The 22,461-nt window shown below is 73.1% G+C and carries 10 protein-coding genes and 1 pseudogene; 4 read left to right on the forward strand and 7 right to left on the reverse strand.

The features are described from left to right. Positions 1-8: 8 nt before the first annotated feature. From K4G22_RS07785 to K4G22_RS07795, 3 genes are read right to left on the reverse strand one after another with little or no spacing between them, the layout of a single operon-like run. Positions 9-3,944: a discoidin domain-containing protein gene (locus K4G22_RS07785; protein WP_228079149.1), complete on the reverse strand. Its 3,936-nt coding sequence runs from the start codon at positions 3,942-3,944 to the stop codon at positions 9-11. Beyond that, on the reverse strand, positions 3,919-7,095 hold the full coding sequence (locus K4G22_RS07790; RefSeq protein WP_228079150.1) for an alpha-mannosidase: 3,177 nt from the start codon (positions 7,093-7,095) through the stop codon (positions 3,919-3,921). Before K4G22_RS07790 ends, K4G22_RS07785 begins: the two co-directional genes overlap by 26 nt. 2 nt (positions 7,096-7,097) lie before the next feature. Continuing rightward, complete coding sequence (locus K4G22_RS07795) at positions 7,098-9,119, reverse strand: DUF2264 domain-containing protein (protein WP_228079151.1); 2,022 nt, start codon at positions 9,117-9,119, stop codon at positions 7,098-7,100. A gap of 214 nt (positions 9,120-9,333) precedes the next feature. Between K4G22_RS07795 and K4G22_RS07800 the strand changes: the two genes are divergently transcribed. Next, a complete protein-coding gene (locus tag K4G22_RS07800; protein ID WP_228079152.1) occupies positions 9,334-11,511 on the forward strand; it encodes an ROK family protein in 2,178 nt (725 codons plus the stop codon). A 144-nt stretch (positions 11,512-11,655) separates the two neighbouring features. Further along, positions 11,656-14,724: an alpha-mannosidase gene (locus K4G22_RS07805; protein ID WP_228079153.1), complete on the forward strand. Its 3,069-nt coding sequence runs from the start codon at positions 11,656-11,658 to the stop codon at positions 14,722-14,724. Between the two features lie 57 nt (positions 14,725-14,781). Here the strand turns inward: K4G22_RS07805 and K4G22_RS07810 are convergent, their stop codons facing one another. Further along, positions 14,782-15,975 (reverse strand): ROK family transcriptional regulator, encoded by a 1,194-nt coding sequence (locus K4G22_RS07810; RefSeq protein WP_228079154.1) that lies wholly within the window; start codon positions 15,973-15,975, stop codon positions 14,782-14,784. A 287-nt stretch (positions 15,976-16,262) separates the two neighbouring features. Here K4G22_RS07810 and K4G22_RS07815 point away from each other — a divergent pair, with 287 nt between their 5' ends. Together K4G22_RS07815 and K4G22_RS07820 are read left to right on the forward strand one after the other, a co-directional pair. Further along, positions 16,263-17,036, forward strand: a complete 774-nt coding sequence (locus K4G22_RS07815) for an NAD-dependent epimerase/dehydratase family protein (RefSeq protein WP_228079155.1) — start codon at positions 16,263-16,265, stop codon at positions 17,034-17,036. Positions 17,037-17,088: 52 nt separating this feature from the next. Continuing rightward, positions 17,089-18,363, forward strand: coding sequence for a glycoside hydrolase family 99 protein (locus tag K4G22_RS07820; protein ID WP_228079156.1), 1,275 nt, complete (start codon positions 17,089-17,091; stop codon positions 18,361-18,363). 151 nt (positions 18,364-18,514) lie between these two features. On the opposite strand, the pseudogene K4G22_RS07825 reads toward K4G22_RS07820, so the two are convergent. From K4G22_RS07825 to K4G22_RS07835, 3 genes and pseudogenes are all read right to left on the reverse strand, one after another. After that, positions 18,515-20,524, reverse strand: a pseudogene (locus K4G22_RS07825) (alpha-amylase family glycosyl hydrolase); the annotation flags it as partial. 326 nt (positions 20,525-20,850) lie between these two features. Then, positions 20,851-21,819: a sugar kinase gene (locus K4G22_RS07830; RefSeq protein WP_228079157.1), complete on the reverse strand. Its 969-nt coding sequence runs from the start codon at positions 21,817-21,819 to the stop codon at positions 20,851-20,853. Further along, positions 21,816-22,448 (reverse strand): bifunctional 4-hydroxy-2-oxoglutarate aldolase/2-dehydro-3-deoxy-phosphogluconate aldolase, encoded by a 633-nt coding sequence (locus tag K4G22_RS07835; RefSeq protein ID WP_228079158.1) that lies wholly within the window; start codon positions 22,446-22,448, stop codon positions 21,816-21,818. Before K4G22_RS07835 ends, K4G22_RS07830 begins: the two co-directional genes overlap by 4 nt. Between the last annotated feature and the right edge of the window lie 13 nt (positions 22,449-22,461).

Genomic DNA, 22,461 nt, shown 5'->3' on the forward strand with positions numbered 1-22,461 from the left:
GGTGGGGGTCAGCTCTCGGTGAAGTGGGCCTCCAGGGTGGTGGGGGCGGTGACGGGGAGCGTCAACGTCGGTTCGGTGGACAGGGGTTCGCCGTCGGACTCCCAGTGGTCGAAGCGGAAGCCGTCGGCCGGCTCGGCGGTGACGGTGATCTCGCTGCCCTCCTCGTAGGCGCCCGGCTCGGTCATGTTGCCCCGGACGGTGACCGTGCCGCCGTCCTCGGGGGCGGCCTCGGCGGTGACCGGGTGGTTGACCATGTAGAGCGCCATCACATTGAGCAGGGTCACCGGGCCCGTGCTGGTGGTGCCGTTGTAGCGCATCACATTGACGGCGGTGACCTCGGCGTCCTCGCCGGCGTGGACGGTGTAGCCCTCCTCGTGCAGGTTGTCGGAGCCCAGGTTGAACGCGGTGACCTCGCCCGATTCGACCACCAGCGCGCTGTGGTAGCCGTAGCCGAAGACGTTCAGCGTCTGGAGGTCCCTCGCCCCCGCCACCGTGACCAGATCGGACTGGGCGCGGGTGTAGGTGTCGATGACCTGCGGGAAGATCTGGTTCTCCAGGCCCCAGTCCGGCAGCGCGTAGCCGACACGGGCGGTGGCGTTGCCGTTGGAGAGCACGCCCTCGATCCGGCCGCCCGCGCTGTCGCCGACGGTGATGCCGCCGGCCAGGAACGCGCCGGAGAGCTTGCGGATCACAAAGCCGTCGTTGCGGTGGGTGGCCATGTCCACGCCGTTCCAGGCGTTGGGCATGCCGACGTTGACCACATAGGTGCCGGTGCCGTTGCCCCGGACGGTGAACGGGTAGGGCGCCAGGCCCTCCTCGTCGCCCGGGTTGTTCTCCGGATAGAACACCCGCAGCCCGTGCACGCCGGCCCGGTCGCCGTCCAGGGTGATCAGCGCGGTCGCGCCCTCGGGGTCGTCCGTGCCCCGGCCCTCGCGGGCGAAGAGGACGGTGCCGCCGCTGGCGCCCAGCAGATCGCGGTGGGCGATCGGCGAGGAGCCGCGCAACTCCACGTCGGCCGGCACCCTGAGGTGGCCGTCGACGCGGTACCAGCCGGCCGGCAGGTAGACGATGCCGCCGCCGTCGGCCGAGGCCGCGTCCAGCGTCGCTTGGAGGGCGTCGGTCGCGTCCGTCTCGGGCAGCACGCCCACGCCGCGCGGGGCGTCCGTCACCTGGAGCACGCCGCGCTCGGCCCTGGGGGTGGTGGCGGGCTCGTAGGCGGGGGCCTCGCCCGGGAGTTCGTAGACGGTGCCGCTGGTGGGGCCGACCAGTTCGGTGTCGGTGAGCTTCACATACAGCTCGCCCCGGTTCTGGACGGACGCCTCGCTGCCCTCCAACACGCTGTCGACCAGGCCGAAGCCCCAGCGGGAGGTGAAGTCGGCGGTGCGCACGGCGATATCGGTGTCGCGGACCTCCGTCCGCACGAGGGAGCCGGCGAAGTTGATCCGCTGGCCCTCCACCACGTCGATGCCGATCCGGTAGTCGGCGACGCCGATGTCGATGAACTCGTCCCACTCCAGGTCGCCCAGGACGAGCCCGGTGCCGTTGGCGCGGGTCCAGGCGTCGAGCGCGGCGCGCTCCGGCGGGTCGTAGGCGGTGGGCGCCTCGGCCCAGAAGCGGTTGTTGAGGTGCACGTTCTGCCAGGTGCCGACGTCGGCGCCGTTGTAGGCGCGGACGCCCTCGAAGAGCGCGGTGCCCTGGATGTCGCGCAGCGTGGTGGACTCGTGGGTCTGGCCGCCGGACGGGGCCTCGCCCTGGTCGCTTGGCATGGTGGAGATCCCGATGCCCCGGTAGGAGTTGAGCAGGGTCACCTCGGCGACGGTGGCCATCATGTAGTTCTCGTTGCCGATCCAGGCCCGGCCCGGGATCTCGAAGGTGTGGTTGTAGGGGACGGGCTCCGCCGCGCTCTGGTTCGGGTAGTAGGTGCTCACGCCGATGACGCCGGCGCTGCCGCCGATCCGGAAGAGGCTGGGCCCGTCGTCGCCCGGCGCGAGATCGGCCAGCAGGACGGTGCCCAACTCGGCGTCCGCCTGGCCCAGGTAGTCGGGGTTGCGGTCGCCGCGCACCGTGCAGAAGGCGTGCACCTCGATGGTGTCGGTGACCAGATAGCTCCCCGACGGCAGCCAGACGGTGCCGCCGCCGGCGTCCACGCAGGCGTGGACGGCCCGCTGGATGGCGTCCGTCGAGTCCCGTTCACCGGTGGGGTCGGCGCCGAAGTCGGTGGCGTCGAAGTCGGCCACGATCCAGTCGTCGGTGGGGAACTCCGTCTCCACCAGCCGGGGTTCGGGGGTGACCACGCGCTCCTCGCGGATCTCGAACTCGGTGACGGTCTGCCGGGTGGCGCCCTCGCCGTAGCCGTGCAGGGCGACCCGGACATGGCGGGCGTCGACGGTGTCGAACCGCACCCGGACGCCCCGGTCGGGCCCGGTGCCGCCGCCCTCCCTGACGTCGGTGAACTCCTCGCCGTCGAGGGAGGTCTGGACGGTGAACGCGGACGGGTAGCGGTCGGCGAAGGAGAGCCGCACGTCGTTGACTGGCGTCGCCTCGCCCAGGTCGACGGTGAGCCACTCGCCCTGCCCGGCCTCGGAGCTGTGCCACGCCGTGTCGAGCGAGCCGTCGACGGCCGCCTCCGGCGCCGCACCGCTGCTCGCGGTGATCGCGGCGCCACGGGCCAGGTTGGTGCTGTGGGCGGTGGCCTGGGCGGCGGTCAACTCCTGGTGCAGGGTGCGCAGCGCGTCCTTGGCCCGCTCCTCCGTGGTCGCGGGGTCGTCGGCGACGGCGCGGGCCGTGTCGATGACGGCGCGCAGCGCGTCGCGGGTGCCCGGCGGGTACTGGCCGTCCCGGTCGCCCTCGCGGACGGTGCCGAGCACCCGTTCGGCGTGGTCGAGGTGGCGGAGAAGTCCCGCGGTGGGCTCCAGGCCGTCGGCGAGCACCGCGATCCGGACGGCGGCCACGGTGAGTTGGACGTCGTCCCCGCCGCCGGGGGCGAGGCGGAAGTCGTTGTTGTTGGCGCGGTTGGTGAGCTGTGCGTCGTCCAGCGCGAAGGTGTGGGTGAGCCACTCGCCGGTGCCGCCCTGCCGGGCCGGGTCCGCCGCCTTGAACGCGGCCTCGGGGGAGTCGTACTGCAACTCGACGCTGCCGGGGCCGTCGTCCAGGTAGTCCACGCTGACCAGCGTCTGCCCGGTCACCGCGTAGGCGTGGGTGTCGGCGACATTGGCGTAGAAGTAGGTGGTGCCGGCGGCGCGGTCGGTGCGCCAGTAGGTGCGGCCCTCGTGGTCGCCGGTGACCAGGCCCGCCGCGTTGTCGCCGGCGGTGAAGACCACCCGGTCCCCGCTGGGCGCCGGGCCCAGCGTGGCGTTGGCGCCCGCGATGCCCATCCGGACGGCGGCGACGGTGATATCGGCCGGTTCGCCGCCGTCCTCGCCGGAGAGCCGGAACGAGCCGTCCGCCTCGGGTGGCAGCTCAAGGGCCGCGGTGCGCCAGCCGTCCTCGCCCGCGACCGGCAGCCGCAGTTCGGCGTCGCCGCTGTTCAGCAGCAGCTCGTCGGCCCCGGTGTCCCGGTAGGTGACGCTGACCACCCGGGACGCCGCCTGGGGCAGCGCGGCCAGCCACTCGTCGTCGGCGGTCAGCGCCAGGTGGTCGGTGCCGGCGGCCAGGTCGGTCGCCCAGTAGCCCCGGCCGTCGAACTCGCCGGTGACCAGCCCCTCCTCGTTCTCCCCCGCCGTGGCGGCCAGGCCCAGGGTGGTGGCCTCGGGGCCGAGGTCGGCGCCGACGCCCTCCGGGTACATCAGCAGGCCGACGGGGTCCGCCTCCGCCGGTGTCGAGCCGGCCGGCTGGGCGTGGGCGGCCGGCAGCGGGCCGACCAGGGCAAGGCCCAGCAGCGCCACGGGGACGGTGCGGCGGAGCCTGGCCCTCGATCTCCTAGGGAAACTCACTGACAGGGGCACGGACTTCCTCCCGGTTCCTGGGGGACGGAGTGAGCCGAACAGTGCGGATCTCGAACGGCCGGAGCCGCAACGGGATCGCGGGGTGGTGCGGGTGGATCGGGTGGTGACCTTCCGGGTTCTCCAACAGATCGCAGTCGGCGGCCCGGGCGAGGGGGAAGGCGGGGGTGAGGGTGGCGCGGGCGGCGCCGCCATGGGCCTCGTAGAGGCGCACGACCAGATCGCCCGAGCGGTCGTCGGCGAGCTTGACCGCCTCGATCACCACCTGGTCGTTGTCGACCGCGACCAGCGGCGCGACGTCCACCGCGCCGGGGCGGGCGCGCGGCGGGAGGTTGAGGTCGTAGCCGCCGGCGAGCGCGGCGGCCAGATCGGCGCCGGGCTCGATGGCGTAGGCGAAGCTGTGCCGCCCCCGGTCGGCCTGGGGGTCGGGGCTGTGCGGGGCGCGCAGCAGGCTGAGCCGGACGGTGGTCGTGGTGCCGCCGTCCTCGGGCCTGGTGTCGCGGGCGATGTCATGGCCGTAGGTGGAGTCGTTGAGGACGGCGGCGCCCCAGCCGTGCTCCCCGACATGCAGCCAGCGGTGCTGCCACAGCTCGTAACGGGCCGCGTCCCAGCTGGTGTTGGTGTGGGTGGGGCGGCGCACATGGCCGAACTGGATCTCGGCGCTCTCGTGCTCGGCGTGGATGTCCAGCGGCCAGGCGGCCTTGAGCACGGTGTCCCGCTGCTGCCAGTCGATATCGGTGCGCACCGTCAACCTGCGGCTGCCGGCGACCAGTTCGAGGTGCTGCGTCAGCCGGGAGGCGCCGAAGGCGCGCGCCACCCGGACGACGGCCAGCCGCGGTCCCGCGTCGACGAGGGTGACCGACTCGGCCAGGTCGAGGTCCTCGACGACCTCGCGGTAGGAGCGGTCGATGTTCCAGGCGCTCCACCTGGTGGGGTGGTCCGGGTGGATCTGGAGCAGGTTGCCGGCCGCGCCGGGGGCGATGGTCTCCCGGTCGGCGGCCGGATCGTAGAGCGAGGTGACCAGGCCCCTGGCGTCGATCCGCACCCGCACCAGCCCGTTGTCCAGCAGCACTTCGCCGTCCGCGTCGGTGACCGTGACCGGCGCGGGTGCCGGGGCGGGCGCCGATGCGCCGGCGCCGAGCGCCGGCGCGCGGGCGGGGAGCGCGATCCGGCCGTCGGCGAGCCGCTGCGCCCCTGCGGGCGCGGGGGAGCCGGCCGGGAGCACGGCGACGCCGGTGCGGTCGAACGGGCCGGCGTTGAACACGGTGACCGCGTCGCCGGCGTCCTGGTCGGGGACCAGCGCGGCGAGCGCCTGGCCGATGATCCGCTCCAGCTCGGCGTGGATCTCGCCGTAGAGCTGCTCGGCCTCGCGGTGCACCCAGGCGATGGAGGTGCCCGGCAGGATGTCGTGGAACTGGTTGAGCAGCACCCGCCGCCACAGCTCGCTGAGCCGCTCGTACGGATAGGCGAAGCCGGCCGTCAACGCGGCCGTGGCGGACCAGAGTTCGGCCTCGCGCAGCAGCGACTCGGCGCGCCGGTTGCCGCGTTTGGTGCGGGCCTGGCTGGTGTAGGTGCCCCGGTGCGTCTCCAGATACAGCTCGCCGCGCCAGACGGGGAGCCGTTCGTCCCGCTCCTCGTACTCGGCCCTGGCCTCGGCGAAGAAGGCGCCCGGGTCGGAGAGGCGCACCCGGGGCGAGCCCTCCAGATCGCGCAGCCTGGCGGCGCGCTCCAGCATCTCCCGGGTCGGGCCGCCGCCGCCGTCGCCGAAGCCGAACGGGGCCAACGAGTGTCCCGCCGTCGCCTTGTCGGCGAAGTTCCGCTCGGCGTGGGCGAGTTCGGCGCCCGTCAGCTCGGCGTTGTAGCTGTCGATGGGCGGGAAGTGGGTGAAGATCCGGGTGCCGTCGATGCCCTCCCAGTCGAAGGTGTGGTGCGGCAGCCGGTTGGTCTCGTTCCACGACAGCTTCTGGGTGAGGAACCAGCGGGCGCCCGCGAGGGTCGCCAGCTGGGGGTAGGCGGCGGTGTAGCCGAAGGAGTCGGGCAGCCAGACGCCGTCCGTCGTGACGCCCAGCTCCTCGGCGAAGAAGCGCCGCCCGTACACGAGTTGACGGGCCAGCGCCTCACCGCCCGGGAGATTGCCGTCGGCCTCCACCCACATGCCACCGACCGGCACCCAACCGCCGTCGGCCACCGCCCGCTTGATCCGTTCGAAGATCTCCGGGTAGCGCTCCTGGATCCACGCGTACTGCTGGGCGGACGAGCAGGCGAAGACCAGCCCCGGGTACTCCTCGGCCAGCGTGGTCATGTTGGCGAAGGTGCGGGCGCACTTGCGGACGGTCTCGCGGACGGGCCACAGCCAGGCCGAGTCGATGTGCGCGTGCCCGACGGCGTGCACGGTGTGCGCCGAGGCGTGCGCGGGGCTGGCCAGCGCGGGGGCCAACGCGCGGCGGCCCAGCGCCGCCGTCCCGGCGACATCCGTCGGATCCACGGCGTCCATGGCGCGTTCCAGGGCGCGCAGGACGCGGTGGCGGCGGGGTGTCTCGGGCGGGAGCTGGCGCATCAGCTGGTCCAACACCTCGATGTCGTGCAGCAGATGCCAGACGTCGTCCTCGCGGACGGCGATCTCGGCGACTTCGAGGCGGTAGAGCGGCTCGTCCCCCGCGGTGGCCCGGTCGCCGTAGTGGGTGTTCCGGCCCGCGCTGCCGACGATCGGCGGGTTGGCGGCCAGCTCGACCAGCAGCTCGACGGGCTCGCCGCCGGCGGCGGACCCGGCGAGCAACACGGTGCGGTGATAGGGGTGCAGGCCCTGGAGCGGGGTGCCGGACGCGGTGTGCACCAGGCCCTCGGCCTGCCCGCCTGGCCCCTTGGCGTAGTCGAAGCCGAGGTCGAACACGGCCTCGACGCGGCGCCCGGCCCAGTCGGCCGGGACGGTGGCCGCGGCCCGCAGCCAGGTGGTGGCCCAGGGGCCGCCCCAGGACTCGCCGTGCCGGAACGGCTCGTAGGGGGCCGTCAACGCCTCCCGCACCGGCACCGGTTCGCCCGGCGCCCGCCAGACCGTCAGCGCGAACGGCACCCTCGGCCCGTGGAGGGCCGGGCGCAGCCGCTCGGCGAGGAAGACGGCGACACGTTCCTCGATCAGCCGTCGGTTGTCATGCACGATCAGTGGCTCTCCGTTGGATTGACCGACGAACTGGCCGTCGGACCGGCCGGCGTCCGCGATACGGATGGCAGCCGGACGACGTCATGGGCGCCGTCCGGCCAGTCGAGGGTGACTATGTCGGTGCCAGGGCCGGTGGCGATGCCGCCCTCCGAGGCGAGGGACAGCGCCGGCAGGGCGGCGAGGTCGAGCCGCTCGTCGCCCAGGTGTGCCGCCGCCGCGTAGATCTCGCCCAGGCGCACCGGGCCGCCGCTGGTCAGCACGGGGGTGGCGGAGCGCGGCCCCAGCGGGTTGCTGTCGGCGTGCCGCCGCACCAGCGGGTGGCCGAGGCCGCGCAGCGCGACCAGGCTGGACACCAGCCCGTTCGACCCGGTCACCCGCGCCCTGGCGCCGACGGTGTCCCGGCGGGTCCAGCCGCTGCCCGCGTCCGTCACCGGCAGCGCCCAGCCGCCGAACCGCAGCGTCAACGGGCGGTCCGGGTCGGTGGGTTCGGCCGGGTCGACGCGGGCGATCCGGACCTCGACCGCGCCGCGCAGCGCGGAGGCCACGGTGATCCAGGGGCCGAGCCGGTACGCCGTCTCGGGCCCGCCGAACGGGTCCCACTCCTCGTCGGCCGGCCAGTGCGCGCGGCTGCGGGAGACGCCGACGCCGTTTCTGACGCTGATCCGGGTGAGCGGTCTGCGGTGGGCCGCGAACCCCTCCTCGTCCAGCAGCGTGACGGTGGAGTCCAGCGGGCCGCCGGACGGGTCGGCCGGCATCTCGGGCGCGGTGTGGGTGGAGTACCCGAGCCGGGCGTAGGCCGGGTCGTCGGAGGCGAACCGGGCCGGATCGGCGTGGTCGCTGCCGTGGTTGACCACCCGCACCACGCCGTCCCGCGCGGTGCCGGACACCAGCCAGCCGGGGGCGGCGAGGGTGCGGGCGAAGTCGCCGCGCTCCACCGGGAGCGGCTCGTCGGGGGCCGTCCACACCGGGTGGTCGGCGGGCAGCAGCAGCCCGGCGAAGCCCTTGCTCGCCCAGTACGGCGAGGCGGGCCCCGAGTACACCTGCCGGATGCGGGGGAAGGGGTGGTGCCAGCCCAGGGTGAGCAGGCCCTCGCCGTCGACCGCGCCATGGCCGAGGAAGTGCCGCAGCGCTCCGCCGGTGAGCCGTCGGGTCAGCCCCGGCGGGTAGGGCGTGGCGTCGAACAACTCCCCGGCCCAGACGGGCGCCAGGGTGGCGAAGCGGTAGGTGAGCGAGCGCCCCTGGATCAGCGGGGACCCGTTGGCGCCGACCAGACGCGCGTGGTCGTCGAGGAACCGCCGCAGCCGCTCCCGGTAGTGGTCGAGGCGCCCGGGTGGCGCCGCTTCGCCGAGGATCCGGCAGAACCACAGCGGGTAGAAGTGCATCGCCCAGCCGTTGTAGTGGTCGTAGTTGCGGTGGGCGCCGCCGGTCAGCCCGTCGCTGTACCAGCCGTCGCCGGTGTACCACTGGTCGGTGAGCGCGATGGTGCGCTCCAGGTCCTCGGCGCGCCAGGGGCCGCCGGCCGCCCGGCTGAACGCCTCGGTGACCGCCTGGAACCAGATCCAGTTGTTGCCCGGCATCGGGTCGCCGACCATCTCGCCCAGCCAGGCGAGGAGTCGGGCCCGAGCGGGGTCGGTCAGCCGGTCCCAGATCCAGGGGCGGGTCTCGTGCAGGGCGATGGCGATGGAGGCGGCCTCCACCTTGGCCTGGTTCCGTTCGGCGAAGGTGGGCCAGCGCTCGGGGCCTTGTGGATCGACCCCGGCGGTGAGCCCCTCCGCGTACCACTCGGCGAGGCCGAGCGGGTCCGCGCCGCGCGCGCCGGCCAGCCGGAAGGCGGCGAGCAGGAAGGTGCGGGCGAAGCCTTCGAGCCCGTCGCTCCAGCGGCCGTTGGCGCTGGGCGGCCCCGGCAGGTGGATCTGGGCGCGCCGCTCGGTGGCGTGGGGCCGAACGGCGAGCAGCAGCCGGTCGGCCGTCTCCTCCCAGACGGCACGGGAGGACGTCTCCCGGTCGTCGAGTGTGCTCATGGGTTCCCCCTTCGTGTGCCGAGACGGGGCTATGTAAATTCAATGGATTGTCTAAGTCAATGCTCCGCGCCCGGAAATCTCGCCGACTCCCCCACGCCTCCGGGGTCGGCGCCCCCAAGGAGGCGGGCAAAGCGGGCAGTTGTCCCTTCCGCCCCGGCGGGAGGTGGTCAATTAGTACTTTTACAGGGGGTGGTGGAAGGTGTTGGATGGACCCATGCATGACCTTCCGGAACTCCCGCTCTCCGAGACGGCGCGGCAGGCGCTCCTCAACTGGGCGGCCGGGCGCGAGGATCGCGAGGTGCGCGCCCGCATCATCCTGGACGCCGCCGACGGCGTCTCGATCTCGGACAGCGCCCGCGCCCTGGGCATCTCCCGGCCCACCGTCACGTCCTGGCGCGCCCGCTACACGGCCCAGGGACTTGAGGGCCTTGAGCACCGGCCCCGCAGCGGCCGACCACCCCGCATAGACGAGGCGGATGTGATCGCCGCGACGCTGGCGGGCCCGCCGGCCCCCCGTCGCTCCTGGTCCGCGCGCGCCCTCGCCGACCATCTGGGCATCTCGCACACGGCGTTGAGCGCGGTGTGGCGGCGCTGGGGCGTCGACGGCGAGACGTTCTCGCCGGTCACCGTGCCCACCGACCCGCCGCTGCGCTGGGAGCAGCCGCTGCTGCTCGGCATCTGGCGGGACGCGGAGGCCGCCGTCCTGGTGGTGGCCGAGCGCGCGCCCGAGGCGCGCCGGGCGGGCGCCCCCGCGCCGGCCGCCGAGCGCACGGCGCGCGGCGCGGCGCTCGCGGCGGAGCTCTCGCTGCCGCGCGCCAGCCGGCTACGGGTGTCGGCGGAGGGCCGCGCCGAGCTGGCCGCCCTGCTGCACACCGTCGCCGACGGCGCCTCTCGCGTCGGCCCCTCCCGGCTGCTGGTCTGGGATCCGGGCGGCGACCTGGCCGGGTCGGGGCCCAGGGTCGGCGACGAGACCTGGCATCTGGCCGCCGACTCCATGAGCTGGTCCGCGACCCTGAGCGCGATCTGCTCCCTGGAGCTGCTGCACTCCCCCACGACCGCGCGCCCGATGCTGGACTCCCTGCTGGACGCGCTCCGTTCGGACCGCTCGGTGTGGCGCCGGCCCGACGAGGGCGCGGCGCCAGGGCCCCCGCCGCGCACCCCGCGCGCCTTCGACCAGCTGGCCCTCGGCTCGTTCAACGAGAAGCTGGTGATCGGGAGCATCAGGGAGGCCGGCGCGCTCAGCCGGGTGGAGATCGCCCAGCGCACCGGGCTCACCCCGCAGGCGGTTTCGCGCATCACGCGCAACCTGCTGACCTCCGAGTTCCTCGTGGAGGACGTCCATCGGCCGGCGGGCAAGGGGAAGCCCAGGGTGCCGCTGCGGCTGCGCGCCGACGCCGCGCACGCCATCGGCATCCATCTGGACCCCGAGATGATCACCCAGGTCGTGGTGGACCTGTGCGGCGGCGTGGTGGCCAGGCGGCAGCTCTCGCTGCACGAGCGGCGCGATCCGGAGTGGGTGATCGCGCAGGTGACGCGGATGGCCCAGGAGGCCATCGCGGAAGCCCGTCCGGCCTCCGATCCGCTGCTCGGCGTCGGGGTCGCGGTGCCGGGCCCGCTGGACGCCGAGGCCGGCGTGATCAGGAACCCCCCGCTCTTCGACGGATGGCACGACGTCCCGCTGCGGGAGGAGTTGGCCGAGCGGCTGGGCATTCCGGTGGTCCTGGAGAAGGACGTCACGGCGGCGGCCATCGGCGAACGCTGGATCGGCGCCGTCGAGCGGGCGGGCGACTTCGTCTACCTCTATCTGGGCGCCGGCGCCGGCTGTGGTGCCTTTCTCAACGGCGATGTCTACCGGGGACGCACCGGCAATGCCGGGGAGTTCGGCGAGCTGTGCGCGCTGAGCGTGGGCCGGCTGACCGACGAGGGCGGCCCGGCGATGGTGGCCGAGTGCGCGCCGATCCCCACGGTGGTGGCGCGGGCGGCGGCGGCCGGGATCGTCGGCGCCGACGATCCGGCGGCCTACGAGCGGGCCTGCGCCGCCGCCCTCGCCGGGGACGAGAGCGCGCTCTCGATCTTCCGCTCGGTGGCCCGGGTGGTGGCCAGGGGCGCGGTCGGCGTGACGGATCTGCTGGACACCGCGCTGCTGATCGTGGGCGGCCCGGCCGTCCGGCCCGAGGTGACGGAGCTGTTCCTCGCGGAGATCGACACGGCGGTCAACCGCTTCCCGGTGGCCAGCGACATCCGCCGGGTGCGGGTGGCGCACTCGCTGCTCAACGAGTCGGCGGCGGCGGTGGGCGCGGCGTCCAGCGTGTTCCACGCCGTCTTCGCGCCCCGGTTGCGCACCCACATCACCCCCCTGGGGGGTCAGGACATTCCCCTTGACGGCAACTAAGTAGCTTGTCGCCGCAGGGCGGGGCGAACGGGCTTGCGCCGCATCGCACTTCGTTACCTGCCCTGCGGCGGCCAGACCCGAGCGGGCCGGCCGGGCGACCGTCCGGCGTTGACTTACTACATCCATTGGCTTTTCATAACGGTCATGCACCGTGACCCCGCCCTTATCGAACGACGCCTCCACCGCGTGCTCACCCAGCGTCTGATCCCCGCCGTACACGCGCACGGCATCCCGCTCGACATCGGGGTGTGGCCCGTGTCCGGCGAACCCGTGCCCGTCGCCGAAGGGCTCGGGGCGAGCTACCGCCCCGTCTCCGTCGGCCACCGCTGGGGCCCCGCCTGGTCCACCTGCTGGTTCCGCGTCAGCGGCACCGTGCCGCCCGAGTGGGCCGGGCGGCGCGTCGAGGCGGTCCTCGACCTCGGCTTCGACGCCACCAAGGCCGGCTTCGCCGCCGAGGGGCTCGCCTACCGCGCCGACGGCTCGCCCGTCAAAGCGCTCAACCCGCGCAACGCCTATCTCACCGTGGCCGAGGAGGCCGTCGGCGGCGAGGAGTTCGTCTTCTACGTGGAGGCCGCGGCCAACCCGCTGATCCTGGACGACGGCCCCGGCGGCGTGCCCTTCCTGCCCACCCGCTCCGGCGACCGCGCCCCCTGGCTGGGCGAGGGCTCCGAGGGCGGCGACGGCGAGGCCGGTGAGGCGGGTGAACCGATCTATCGGCTGGCCAGGGCCGAGCTGGCCGCCTTCGACCCGGACGTCTGGGAGTTGACCCAGGACCTCGACGTGCTGGGCGGCCTGCTGGCCGAGCTGCCCGCGGAGGACACCCGCCGCTGGCAGCTGCTGCGCGCCGTGGAGAGCGCCCTCGACGCCGTCGACCTGCACGACATCGCCGGCACGGCCGCCGAGGCCAGGCGGCGCCTCGCCCCCGCGCTGGCCGTCCCCGCCGTCGAGGGCGCGCACCGGATCTCCGCCGTCGGCCACGCGCATATCGACACCGCCTGGCTCTGGCCGCTGCGCGAGACCGTCCGCAAGGTGGCGCGCACCGTCGCCAACGTCACGTCGCTGATGGACGAACACCCCGAGTTCCGCTTTGTGATGTCCCAGGCGCAGCAGCTCGCCTGGCTCAAGGAGCACCGCCCCGAGGTCTTCGCGCGGGCCGTGGAGAAGGTGCGCACCGGGCAGTTCCTGCCCGCCGGCAGCCTCTGGGTGGAGCCGGACACCAACATCACCGGCGGCGAGTCGCTGGCCCGCCAGTTCGTGCACGGAAAGCGCTTCTATCTCGACGAGTTCGGGATCGAGACCGAGGAGATGTGGCTGCCCGACACCTTCGGCTACAACGCGGCGCTGCCGCAGCTGATGAAGCTGGCCGGGGTGCGCTGGTTCCTCACCCAGAAGATCTCGTGGAACACCACCAACGACTTCCCGCACCACACCTTCTGGTGGGAGGGCATCGACGGCACCCGGATCTTCAGCCACTTCCCGCCCGTCGACAGCTACAACGCCGAGCTGTCGGGGCGCGAGATCGCCCACAGCGAGCGGAACTTCCGGGACAAGGGCCTGGCCAACCGCTCCCTGGTGCCCTTCGGCTACGGCGACGGCGGCGGCGGGCCGACCCGCGAGATGCTGGGCCGGGCCGCCCGGCTCGGCGACCTCGCCGGCTCGGCCCGGGTCGACATCGAGGGCCCGGCCGAGTTCTTCGCCAAGGCGCACGAGGAGTACGGGGAGAGAGCGCCCGTCTGGGTGGGCGAGCTGTATCTGGAGCTCCACCGAGGCACCCTCACCAGCCAGTTGGCCACCAAGCAGGGCAACCGCCGCGGCGAACACCTGCTCCGCGAGGCCGAGCTGTGGTGCGCCACGGCCACCCTGCGCACCGGCGCCGACTACCCCTACGAGCGGCTCGACCGGCTCTGGAAGACCGTCCTCACCCACCAGTTCCACGACATCCTGCCGGGCTCCTCCATCGCCTGGGTCCACCAGGAGGCCGAGGAGACCTACGCCGAGGTCGCCGCCGATCTCGGCGAGCTGATCGACGGAGCGCAGCGCGCCCTCGCGGGCCCCGCCGACACCGGCGGCACCCTGGTCTTCAACGCCGCGCCCCACGCGCGCGGCGGCGTCCCCGCGCTGGGCGCGGGCCCCGCGCCCGCGCCCGCGGCGCCCCGGCCGCTCGCCGACGGCGCCCCGTTCGTCCTGGACAACGGGCTGCTGCGGGTCACCGTGGACGAGCGCGGCCTGGTCACCTCGATCCACGACATCGCGGCGGACCGCGAGGCGGTCGCCCCGGGATCCGCCGCCAACCTGCTCCAGCTGCACCAGGACTTCCCCAACCAGTGGGACGCCTGGGACGTCGACAGCTTCTACCGCAACGCGGTCACCGACCTCACCGAGGCGGACGAGGTGACGCCGACGCCCGACGGCGGCGTGCGGGTGGTCCGCACGGTGGGAGCGTCCCGGATCGAGCAGACGCTCACGCTGCCGGCGGGCGTCCGCCGCCTGGACATCGACACATCCGTGGACTGGCGGGAGCGCGAGCGGCTGCTCAAGGTGGCGTTCCCGCTCGACCTGCGCGCCGAACTCTCGCGCGGCGAGATCCCGTTCGGCCACACCCCGCGTCCCACGCACAGCAACACCAGCTGGGAGGCGGCCAAGTTCGAGTTCTGCGCCCACCGCTACCTCCAGGTCGAGGAGCCGGGCTTCGGCGCCGCGCTGGTCAACGACTCCACCTACGGGCACGAGGTGACCAGGGACGTCCGGGCGGACGGCGGCTCCACCACCACGCTGCGGCTCTCGCTGCTGCGCGGCGCCCGCTTCCCCGATCCGGAGGCGGACCTGGGGCACCACCGGCTGCGGTACGCCCTGGTGGTGGGCGCCTCGCTCGGCGACGCCATCCGCGAGGGCTACCACTTCAACCTGCCGGAGCGCCGGATCCCCGGCGACCGGCCGGTGGCGCCGCTGGTGTCGCTGGACAACGACGCCGTGGTGATCGAGGCGATCAAGCTGGCCGACGACGGCTCGGGCGATCTGGTGATCCGGCTCTTCGAGTCCCTCGGCGGTCGCGCCACCGCGCGGCTCACCACGGACTTCGCCGTCGCAGGCGCCGCCGTGACCGACCTGCTGGAGCGGCCGTCGGCCGACGAGCCGACGCCGGACCTGGCCCGTCTCTCGCTGCGGCCGTTCGAGATCCGCACGCTGCGGCTGACCCCGGCGGCGCGCGGCTGACCCGGGGCGCGGGCCGGTCGCGCGGTGCGCCGGCCCGCGCGCCCCCGGGGGGGCGCGCTATCGCAGGAGCAGGGACTGGGGGCGCGCCGAGAGCGTGCGGTCCAGCACCAGGCAGGCGGCCCCCACCGCGCCCACGTCCTCGCCCACCCCGGTGCTGGTCACCTTCGTGGGGTGGATCTTCTTCACGAACGGCGACTGTTCCACCATGTCCGGGATGATCCGCAGGAAGCGCTCCCGGAGATGGGTCCAGATCGGTCCGCCGAAGACGATCAGCTCCGCGTCCACCAGCGTCGCGGCGGCGGCCACCCCCCGGCCCACCCGCACCGCCCAGCGGTCGATGATGTCGCCGGCCGTGGCGTTCTCCTCGGCCAGCCGGCTCAGCTCGGCCAGCCCGCGCTCGGCGTCCCGGGGGCCGAGCGGGGTGAACTCATGGCCCAGCACGCCCAGTTGGATGCCCTCGTCGACCATGGCCCGGGTGGTGCAGGCCGCCCCGAGCCCGCCGACCTCGCCGGCGTTGCCCGACACGCCGCGCAGCACCGTGTCCTCGACGACCAGGCCCATGCCCGACCCGGTGCCCAGATAGAAGAAGAGAAAGTTGCCGGTGTCGGTGGCCGCGCCGGCCCAGTGCTCCGCCGTCGCCGCGGCGATCACGTCCTTGTCCAGCAGCACGGGCAGGCCGGTCTCCGCGCTGAGGAAGTCCCGCAGCGGCACCCGGCCCCAGCCCTCCAACTCCGGCGGATCGACCACCAGACCAGCGGACATGTCCACCGGCCCAGGGGCGGCGATCCCCACGCCCAGGATCCGCTCCCTGGGCACCCCGGACTCCTCGATCAGCGTCTGGAGCGAGGCGCTGATGCCGGCCAACGTGTGATCCGGGTCGGCGACGCGCGGCGTGGGGGTGCGCAGCCGGGTCACCACCCGCCCCAGCAGGTCGAGCACCACATAGGTGATCACCGCTGGATCCAGATGCACCCCGACGGCGAACCTGGCCTCCGGGCTGACCTGGAGCAGGGTCCGCGGCTTGCCGGTGCCGCTGCTCTTCTTGCCCGTCTCCCGCGCCAGTCCGTGGTCGAGCAGCCGGCGGCAGATGTTGGAGACGGTCTGCGCCGACAGGCCGGTGGCCCCGGCCAACTCCACCCGGCTCAGCCCCTCGGGCACCCGACGGATCGCGTCCAGCACCACGGACTCGTTGAAGTCGCCCATACGTGGCAGGTTGGTGCCGCGCCGGATCGTCAACTGCTGCCTGCCCATCGCCTATGTCCTCCAGGAGGAAACGTCGGGGAGCGCGTCGAACGCCCGGGCCCCGGGGGCCGATCGACACACCTGGGTCGCGTCCCCGGCACCCCGACGGCGTCCCCGCTCCGGCTCCGGCCTCGGCCGCTGGCCAGAACGGCCGTCGTGGCCGCCTGACCGCCCCAATCTACTCCCGGCCGCCGGAGGACTCTGTTCCCGGCCGCCAGAACCACATTGTAAATCAATACGATGGAGCCGGTGGGGCCTCCCGGTCCCGGAACTCCCGGGGGAGCCCCACCGACCGGGTGCCGTTCGAGGACGACAGGGCGGTCGGCTGCCCGGTGGGCGACATCAGGGACGGCGACTTCGTCGCCTCCGCCCTGCTCGGGCCCGGGGGGCCGGTCGCCGGCGTCGCGCATCTGGCGGCGATCCCGGCTCCTGGGCAGGTCTCCGAGGAGGAGACGCTCGACCAGAACGTGCTGGGCAGCTATGTGGTGCTCCACCAGGCGGGCCGGCTCGGGGTGCGGCGGGCGGTGGCCGCCTCCAGCATCTCGGCCTTCGGCCTGGCCTGGGCGGACCGCGACCTCTCCCCGCGCTATGTGCCGGTGGACGAGGACCACCCCACGATGGCGGTGGACTGCTACGGGCTGTCGAAGGTCCTCGCCGAGGAGGTGGCCGCCTTCAGCACCAGGCGCTGGGGGCTGGGGACCGTCTGCCTGCGCTTCCCCTTCGTGGGCACCGGCGACCGTCTGGCGCGGCAACTGGCCCGCGTCCACGAGGACTCGGGCGGCCACCGCCGGGACCTCTGGGCCTGGCTCGACACCAGGGACGCGGCGCGCGCCGTCCTGGCCGGCCTCACCGCACCGCTGGGCGGGCATCACGTGATCTCGGTGAGCGCGGACGACACCTCGGCCCTCGAACCCACCGAGGAACTGCTGCGCGCGCACCATCCCGACAGCCCGTTGACCCGCCGGCTTCCCGCGCACAGCGCGGTCTACGACAACACCAGGGCCCGGGAGATCCTCGGGTTCCGCCCGCACCATCCATGGCGCGGCGAGCAGCCACCCCACGTCGGCTGACGGCGCCCATGGCCCATCCCTCTCTCCGTCCCCCCAGGAAGGACCCCCCACCATGGCAGTCTCGCGCCGCACCTTCGTCACCACGGCGCTCGCCGTGCCGGCGGCGGGCGCCGTGTTCGGCACGGCCTACGCCCAGGCGACCTCGACCGACGAGGCCGAGCCCCGGAACGTCAGGGCGCGCGCCAGCGAACCTGGCGACGTCGTCGGCAAGATCACCACCGGCTACCAGGGCTGGTTCGCCGCCGCGGGCGACGGCTCCCCCATCGACGCCTGGTGGCACTGGGCGCCGGACATGGGGCAGACGCCGTCGCCCAGCAACAACGGCATCATCAGCTGGCCCGACATGCGGGACTACGAGACCGGATACCAGACGGACTTCCCCGCGCTGGGCAACGGCCAGCCGGCGACGCTCTTCTCCAGCCACGACGACCAGACGGTGGACACCCACTTCCGTTGGATGGCGGAGAACTCCATCCACACGGCCGCGCTGCAACGCTTCAACCCCAACGGGCACGAGGGCCCCACCCGCGACGCGATGACGGAGAAGGTCCGCGCCGCGGCCGAGGCCCACGGCGTGCGGTTCTACGTCATGTACGACATCACGGACTGGTTGGCGATGCGGGAGGAGATCACCGTCGACTGGACGGAGAAGATGTCCGCCCACACCGAATCCCCCGAGTACGCCCGGCAGAACGGCAAGCCGGTGGTGGGGATCTGGGGCCCTGGCTTCGCCGACGAGAAGCGGCCCTTCACCCCGGACGAGTGCCTGGAGGTCATCCGGTGGTTCCAGGACCAGGGCTGCTATGTGATGGGCGGGGTGCCCACGCACTGGCGCAGCGGGGACCGTGACTCCCGGCCCGGCTTCGAAGAGGTCTACCTGGCCTTCGACATGCTCTCGCCGTGGATGGTCGGCCGGCTGGGCACCGTCGAGGAGCTGGACGCGTTCTACGAGTCCAACCTCCTGCCGGACCAGCGGGAGTGCGACGCCGCCGGCATCGACTACCAGCCGTGTGTGATGCCGGGGAACCTCCAGGAGGGGCACCGGGCGCATGGCGACTTCATGTGGCGCATGTTCTACAACACCGTCCGAGCGGGGGCCCAGGGCCTCTACATATCGATGTTCGACGAGTACAACGAGGGGAACCAGATCGCCAAGACCGCCGAGACCAGCGCGGACGTGCCGGCCGGGGAGGACTTCCTGGCCCTGGACGAGGACGGCACGCCCTGCTCGGCCGACTACTACCTGCGGCTGACCGGCGACGGCGGGCGGATGCTCGCCGGCGAGATCGAACTCACCGAGACCAGGCCGACCCCACCGGTCGTCTGACGGGCGGCCAACCGCCCCACCCGGCACCCCGGGTGGCCCTTCACCTGCCGGAAGGGCCGCCCGGGGCCTCAGCCGAATCCGCTCGGCCGAATCCGCTCGGCGGGGTGCGCCAACGGGGTTCGCCCAGCGGGGTTCCCTCAGCGGGGTTGCCTCAGGGCAGATACGGCCCTGGCGAGCCCACCCGACCGGGGGCCGTGGTGAGATCGGTGTCAAGGACATAGACCGCGAGGCCGCCCTTGCCCGGCGCGGCCACCGAGAGCGTGCCGTCGGTGACGGCCACCCGCTCCCCGCTCACGGCGTCGGTGTAGGAGCCGTCGGGGATGCCGGTGAAGCGCGCGCCATGGGTGATGGTGACCAGCGCGAAGCTGTCCGTCTCGGCGTCGGTGTAGCGACGCTTGAACGCCATCTCCCCGTCGATGCCCTCGGTGGAGTACTGCCCCTTCTGGAGGGCCGGGATGGCCCGGCGTATCTCGTTGAGCCGCTGGACGTGCCGCACCAGGGGCTGTTCGAGGGTCTCCGCTATCGGCCCGCTGGCGCTCTCCACCCGGGAGTAGTCGGAGACCGTCAACTCGCCCTCCAGATGGTCCCCGTAGTAGGCCCGCCCGGTGGTGGCCAGGGGACAGCTGGGACCGCAGTCGATCCGCTGCCCCGCCTGGAACTCGATCTCGGAGCCGTAGTAGAGCGTGGGGATGCCGCGGAACGTCCACATCAGGGCCATGTTCTCGGCCCAGGCGTCGGTGCCCTCGGCGTAGCGTTGCTCGCTCTTGTTGGGTCCGTAGTCGTGGCTGTCCACATAGACGGTGTTGTAGGTGGCGTCGTGGGTGGAGTCGTCGGAGTCCCGCCCGTTGTGGAACGCGTTCCGCGCCGAACCGAAGTTCATGTGCATCCGCATGTCGATGATGTTCATGCCGGAGAACTGGCTGTGGTCCGGCTGGTGGTAGGAGTTGCCGTCGAGGAAGGCGTTGTCGGAGACGGGCTGTCCCTCGGGGCCGAGACCGTTCTCGTGCTCGTACTCCTCCAGGACCGCCTCGGCGTCGTCGGCGCTGTACTCCTGGCGTGGCTGCCAGGTGAAGAACTGCGCCGAGTGGTTGACCGAGCCACGGTTCCACTTGTCGTTGACGAACGCGGCCACCTCGCCGAAGACGTAGAAGTCCTGGGCCTTCTCCTCGCCGTACTTCTCCACCAGTTTGGCCTCGATGGCCGGCAGGAAGTGGCGCGTCCAGATGACCCTCGGGATGTGGACCGCGGTGTCCACCCGGAAGCCGTCGACCCCCATGTCGATGAAGCGGTCGTAGGCGTCGATCAGATAGTCCTGGACCTCGGCGTCCTCGGTGTTGAGGTCGGCCAGGTCGTCATGGAGCCAGCAGCTGCGGGAGTCCTCGCCCTCCCAGTTGCCTATCCAGCACTGGTGGTAGTAGTTCGCCGGGAAGAGGCCGGTGGTGGGGTTGGGCCACTGGCACTCGTAGACGCGATAGCCCTCGGGGCTGGTGTGGTCCGTCGGTTGTCCCCACCTCGGGCACGCGTTGTCCGCCGGCTCCTCGTGGGACCAGACGTCCCCGTTGTAGGGGTGCCCGTTCTCGTCCTCGACCAGCGGGTCGTAGACGCGTCCCTCCTCGGGCGTGTCGTAGAACCAGTCCCACTGCTCGTCCTGGACCCCGAACACCGTGGGTTCGTAGAGCCCCCGCGCGCCCCAGCGTGAGCTGTGGTTGTAGACGACGTCCTGGTAGATCTTCAGGCCCTTGTCGTGCGCGGTGTCGATCAGCTCCTGATAGGACGTGCCGTCGGACTCCAGACGCGGGTCGACCTCGTAGAAGTCGTAGCCGTGGTAGCCGTGGAAGTCGTAGTCGGAGCGGTTGAGCACGACGGGCGTGATCCAGACGGCCGAGAAGCCGAGGCCCTTGATGTAGTCGAGCTTGTCGGCCAGCCCCTGGAAGTCGCCCCGGAACATGGGGTCGTCGTACTCGGCGTTGCCCGATCTCTCGTGCTGGCTGCCGCCCCGGTTGTTCGAGCTGTCGCCGTCGTAGAACCGGGCGGTCATCACGAAGTAGATCGCGTCTTCTCTGGGGTCGCCGCCCAACATGCTGGCCGGCTCAGCCGCGGCCGGCCGGGCCGCGGCCGGGCTCGGGGCCTGCGGGGTGGCTCCGCTGCCGTGGGCGGGAAGCAACGCGGCGAGCAGGGCGGCGACCACCAGGCCCAGCGCGGCCGACCACCACCGCCTGTGCCGTCTTCTCCGGGGGGTGTTCAACTCAACTCCTGGATGAGGTTGGTGGAGACCCGACGCGCCTGCGGCTCTCCAGGAGGTCACAAGAAGCTGCAACTTCTTGCGGAAGTTCTTGCCGAACTCCTCGCAAGTTACAGAATCGCCACCAGGCGGCACAGAGGAGCGACGGTGCGCCTCTTGTGGAGATTGCGAAGACCGCGTGACGTGGCGACGCACGCCTCGGTGGTCGGTGGCGTGTTCCGACGGTCCGTGGCCGCAGGGGGCGTTCAGCGGTTGACGGACTCGCCCTGGTGGACGAAGGAGTGCAGCGCCCGGTCGAGACCGGGGCGGTCGGGGAGCCCGTCGGTGTCGTTGGCGCACTGCACCACGAGGGCGGCGACGGCGGCGCCCTGGGCGAGAGCCCGCTGGGGCGGCAAGGCGCTCAGCCGGCCGGCGAGAAAGCCCACGGCGAAGGCGTCCCCCGCGCCGACCGGGTCCACCACCGGCACGGTGAACGCCTCCTGCCGCCAGGCCCCGTCGGCCGTGTGGCAACTGGCCGCCTTGTCCCGGTGTTTGACGACCACGGTCTTGGGGCGGGCGGCGAGCAGCCCGTCCACGGCGGCCCGCGACGGCCGTCCGGGAAGCAGGAGTTCCAGCTCGTCCGCACCCGCCAGCACCAGATCCACGCGTTCCAGCAGCGGACCGACGACCTCGCGCCAGCGATCCGCCGAGCCGATCTTGAACCGCACGTTGGGGTCGAGCGAGACCGGCACGCCCTGTTCCCCGGCCAGCTCCAGCAGTCGCTCGGTGGCCCGGTGTGCGGAGGCCGACAGCATGGGCGTGATGCCGGTCAGATGCAGCAGCCGGGCGCCGCCCAGCGCCTCGGGGCGCAGCTCGGCCGCCTCCAGCCGGGAGGCGGCGGAGCCCGCCCGGTAGTACTGCACGTCGATGGCCCGCGACGGGTGGCTGTCGCGCACCAGCATCCCGGTGTAGCCCGAGGGATCGACGACCGCGTAGGAGGTGTCGATGCCGTCGGAGCGCAGGGCGGACAACACGGCCCGCCCCGCGGGGTCGTCGCCCACCCGGCCCAGCCAGCGGCTGGCGTAGCCCAGCCTGGCCAGGCCGGCGGCGACATTGCTCTCGGCGCCGGCGATCGACCGCCGGAAGGTGGTGGCGTGCGCCAGGGGCACGCCCGGCTCGGCCAGCAGCAGGGTCATCGCCTCGCCGCAGACCACCACGTCAGGTGTCACACTCATGCCGCCCGCCCCTTCGCGACGCGTAGATAGGTTCTGGCCCGTTCGCGCAGTGCGTCCAGGTCCCCTCCGTCGGCGGCGTCGCCCACCAGCGGGGAGCCCACCCCCACCGCCGTGGCGCCGCCCGCCAGATAGCCGTCGGCCGCCTCGGCGTCCACGCCGCCCACCGGCACCAGCGGCACGTCGGGGAACGGGCCGCGCAGCGCCCTCAGATAGCGCGGCCCGCCCATCGAGTCGGCGGGGAAGACCTTGACGGCCGTGGCCCCGGCGGCCAGGGCGGCGATGATCTCGCTGGGGGTCAACGCCCCGGCCAGCGTGGGCAGTCCCAGGCGGCGCGCCTCCGTCAGCCCCGCGCCGAGCCCGGGTGTCACGACGAAGGCGGCTCCGGCGTCCCGCGCCGCCCTCGCGTCCTCGGCGGTCAGCACGGTGCCGGCGCCCAGGGGCGCTTCGGGCCCCAGCTCGGCGCTGGCCTCGCGGATCACCTCCAGGGCGTCCCGCCCGGTGAGGGAGACCTCCACCAGGCCCACGCCCTCCTCGGCCAGCGTGCGCACCGCACGGATGGCGGCGTCCCGGTCGGTGCCCCTGACGATGGCCAGCAGCCGCCGGCCGCGCAGGAGTTCCAGCAGGTTCATCGTGGGGCCTTCC

Origin of the sequence: Streptomyces profundus (assembly GCF_020740535.1) — a bacterium.
In the GTDB taxonomy this organism is placed as follows: domain Bacteria; phylum Actinomycetota; class Actinomycetes; order Streptomycetales; family Streptomycetaceae; genus Streptomyces; species Streptomyces profundus.

Excerpts from the sequence above, each read along its gene's own strand:
- K4G22_RS07795 (WP_228079151.1), bottom strand. The coding sequence starts at position 9,119 with ATGAGCACACTCGACGACCGGGAGACGTCCTCCCGTGCCGTCTGGGAG.
- K4G22_RS07800 (WP_228079152.1), top strand. The coding sequence starts at position 9,334 with ATGCATGACCTTCCGGAACTCCCGCTCTCCGAGACGGCGCGGCAGGCG.
- K4G22_RS07805 (WP_228079153.1), top strand. The coding sequence starts at position 11,656 with ATGCACCGTGACCCCGCCCTTATCGAACGACGCCTCCACCGCGTGCTC.
- K4G22_RS07810 (WP_228079154.1), bottom strand. The coding sequence starts at position 15,975 with ATGGGCAGGCAGCAGTTGACGATCCGGCGCGGCACCAACCTGCCACGT.
- K4G22_RS07820 (WP_228079156.1), top strand. The coding sequence starts at position 17,089 with ATGGCAGTCTCGCGCCGCACCTTCGTCACCACGGCGCTCGCCGTGCCG.
- K4G22_RS07830 (WP_228079157.1), bottom strand. The coding sequence starts at position 21,819 with ATGAGTGTGACACCTGACGTGGTGGTCTGCGGCGAGGCGATGACCCTG.
- K4G22_RS07835 (WP_228079158.1), bottom strand. The coding sequence starts at position 22,448 with ATGAACCTGCTGGAACTCCTGCGCGGCCGGCGGCTGCTGGCCATCGTC.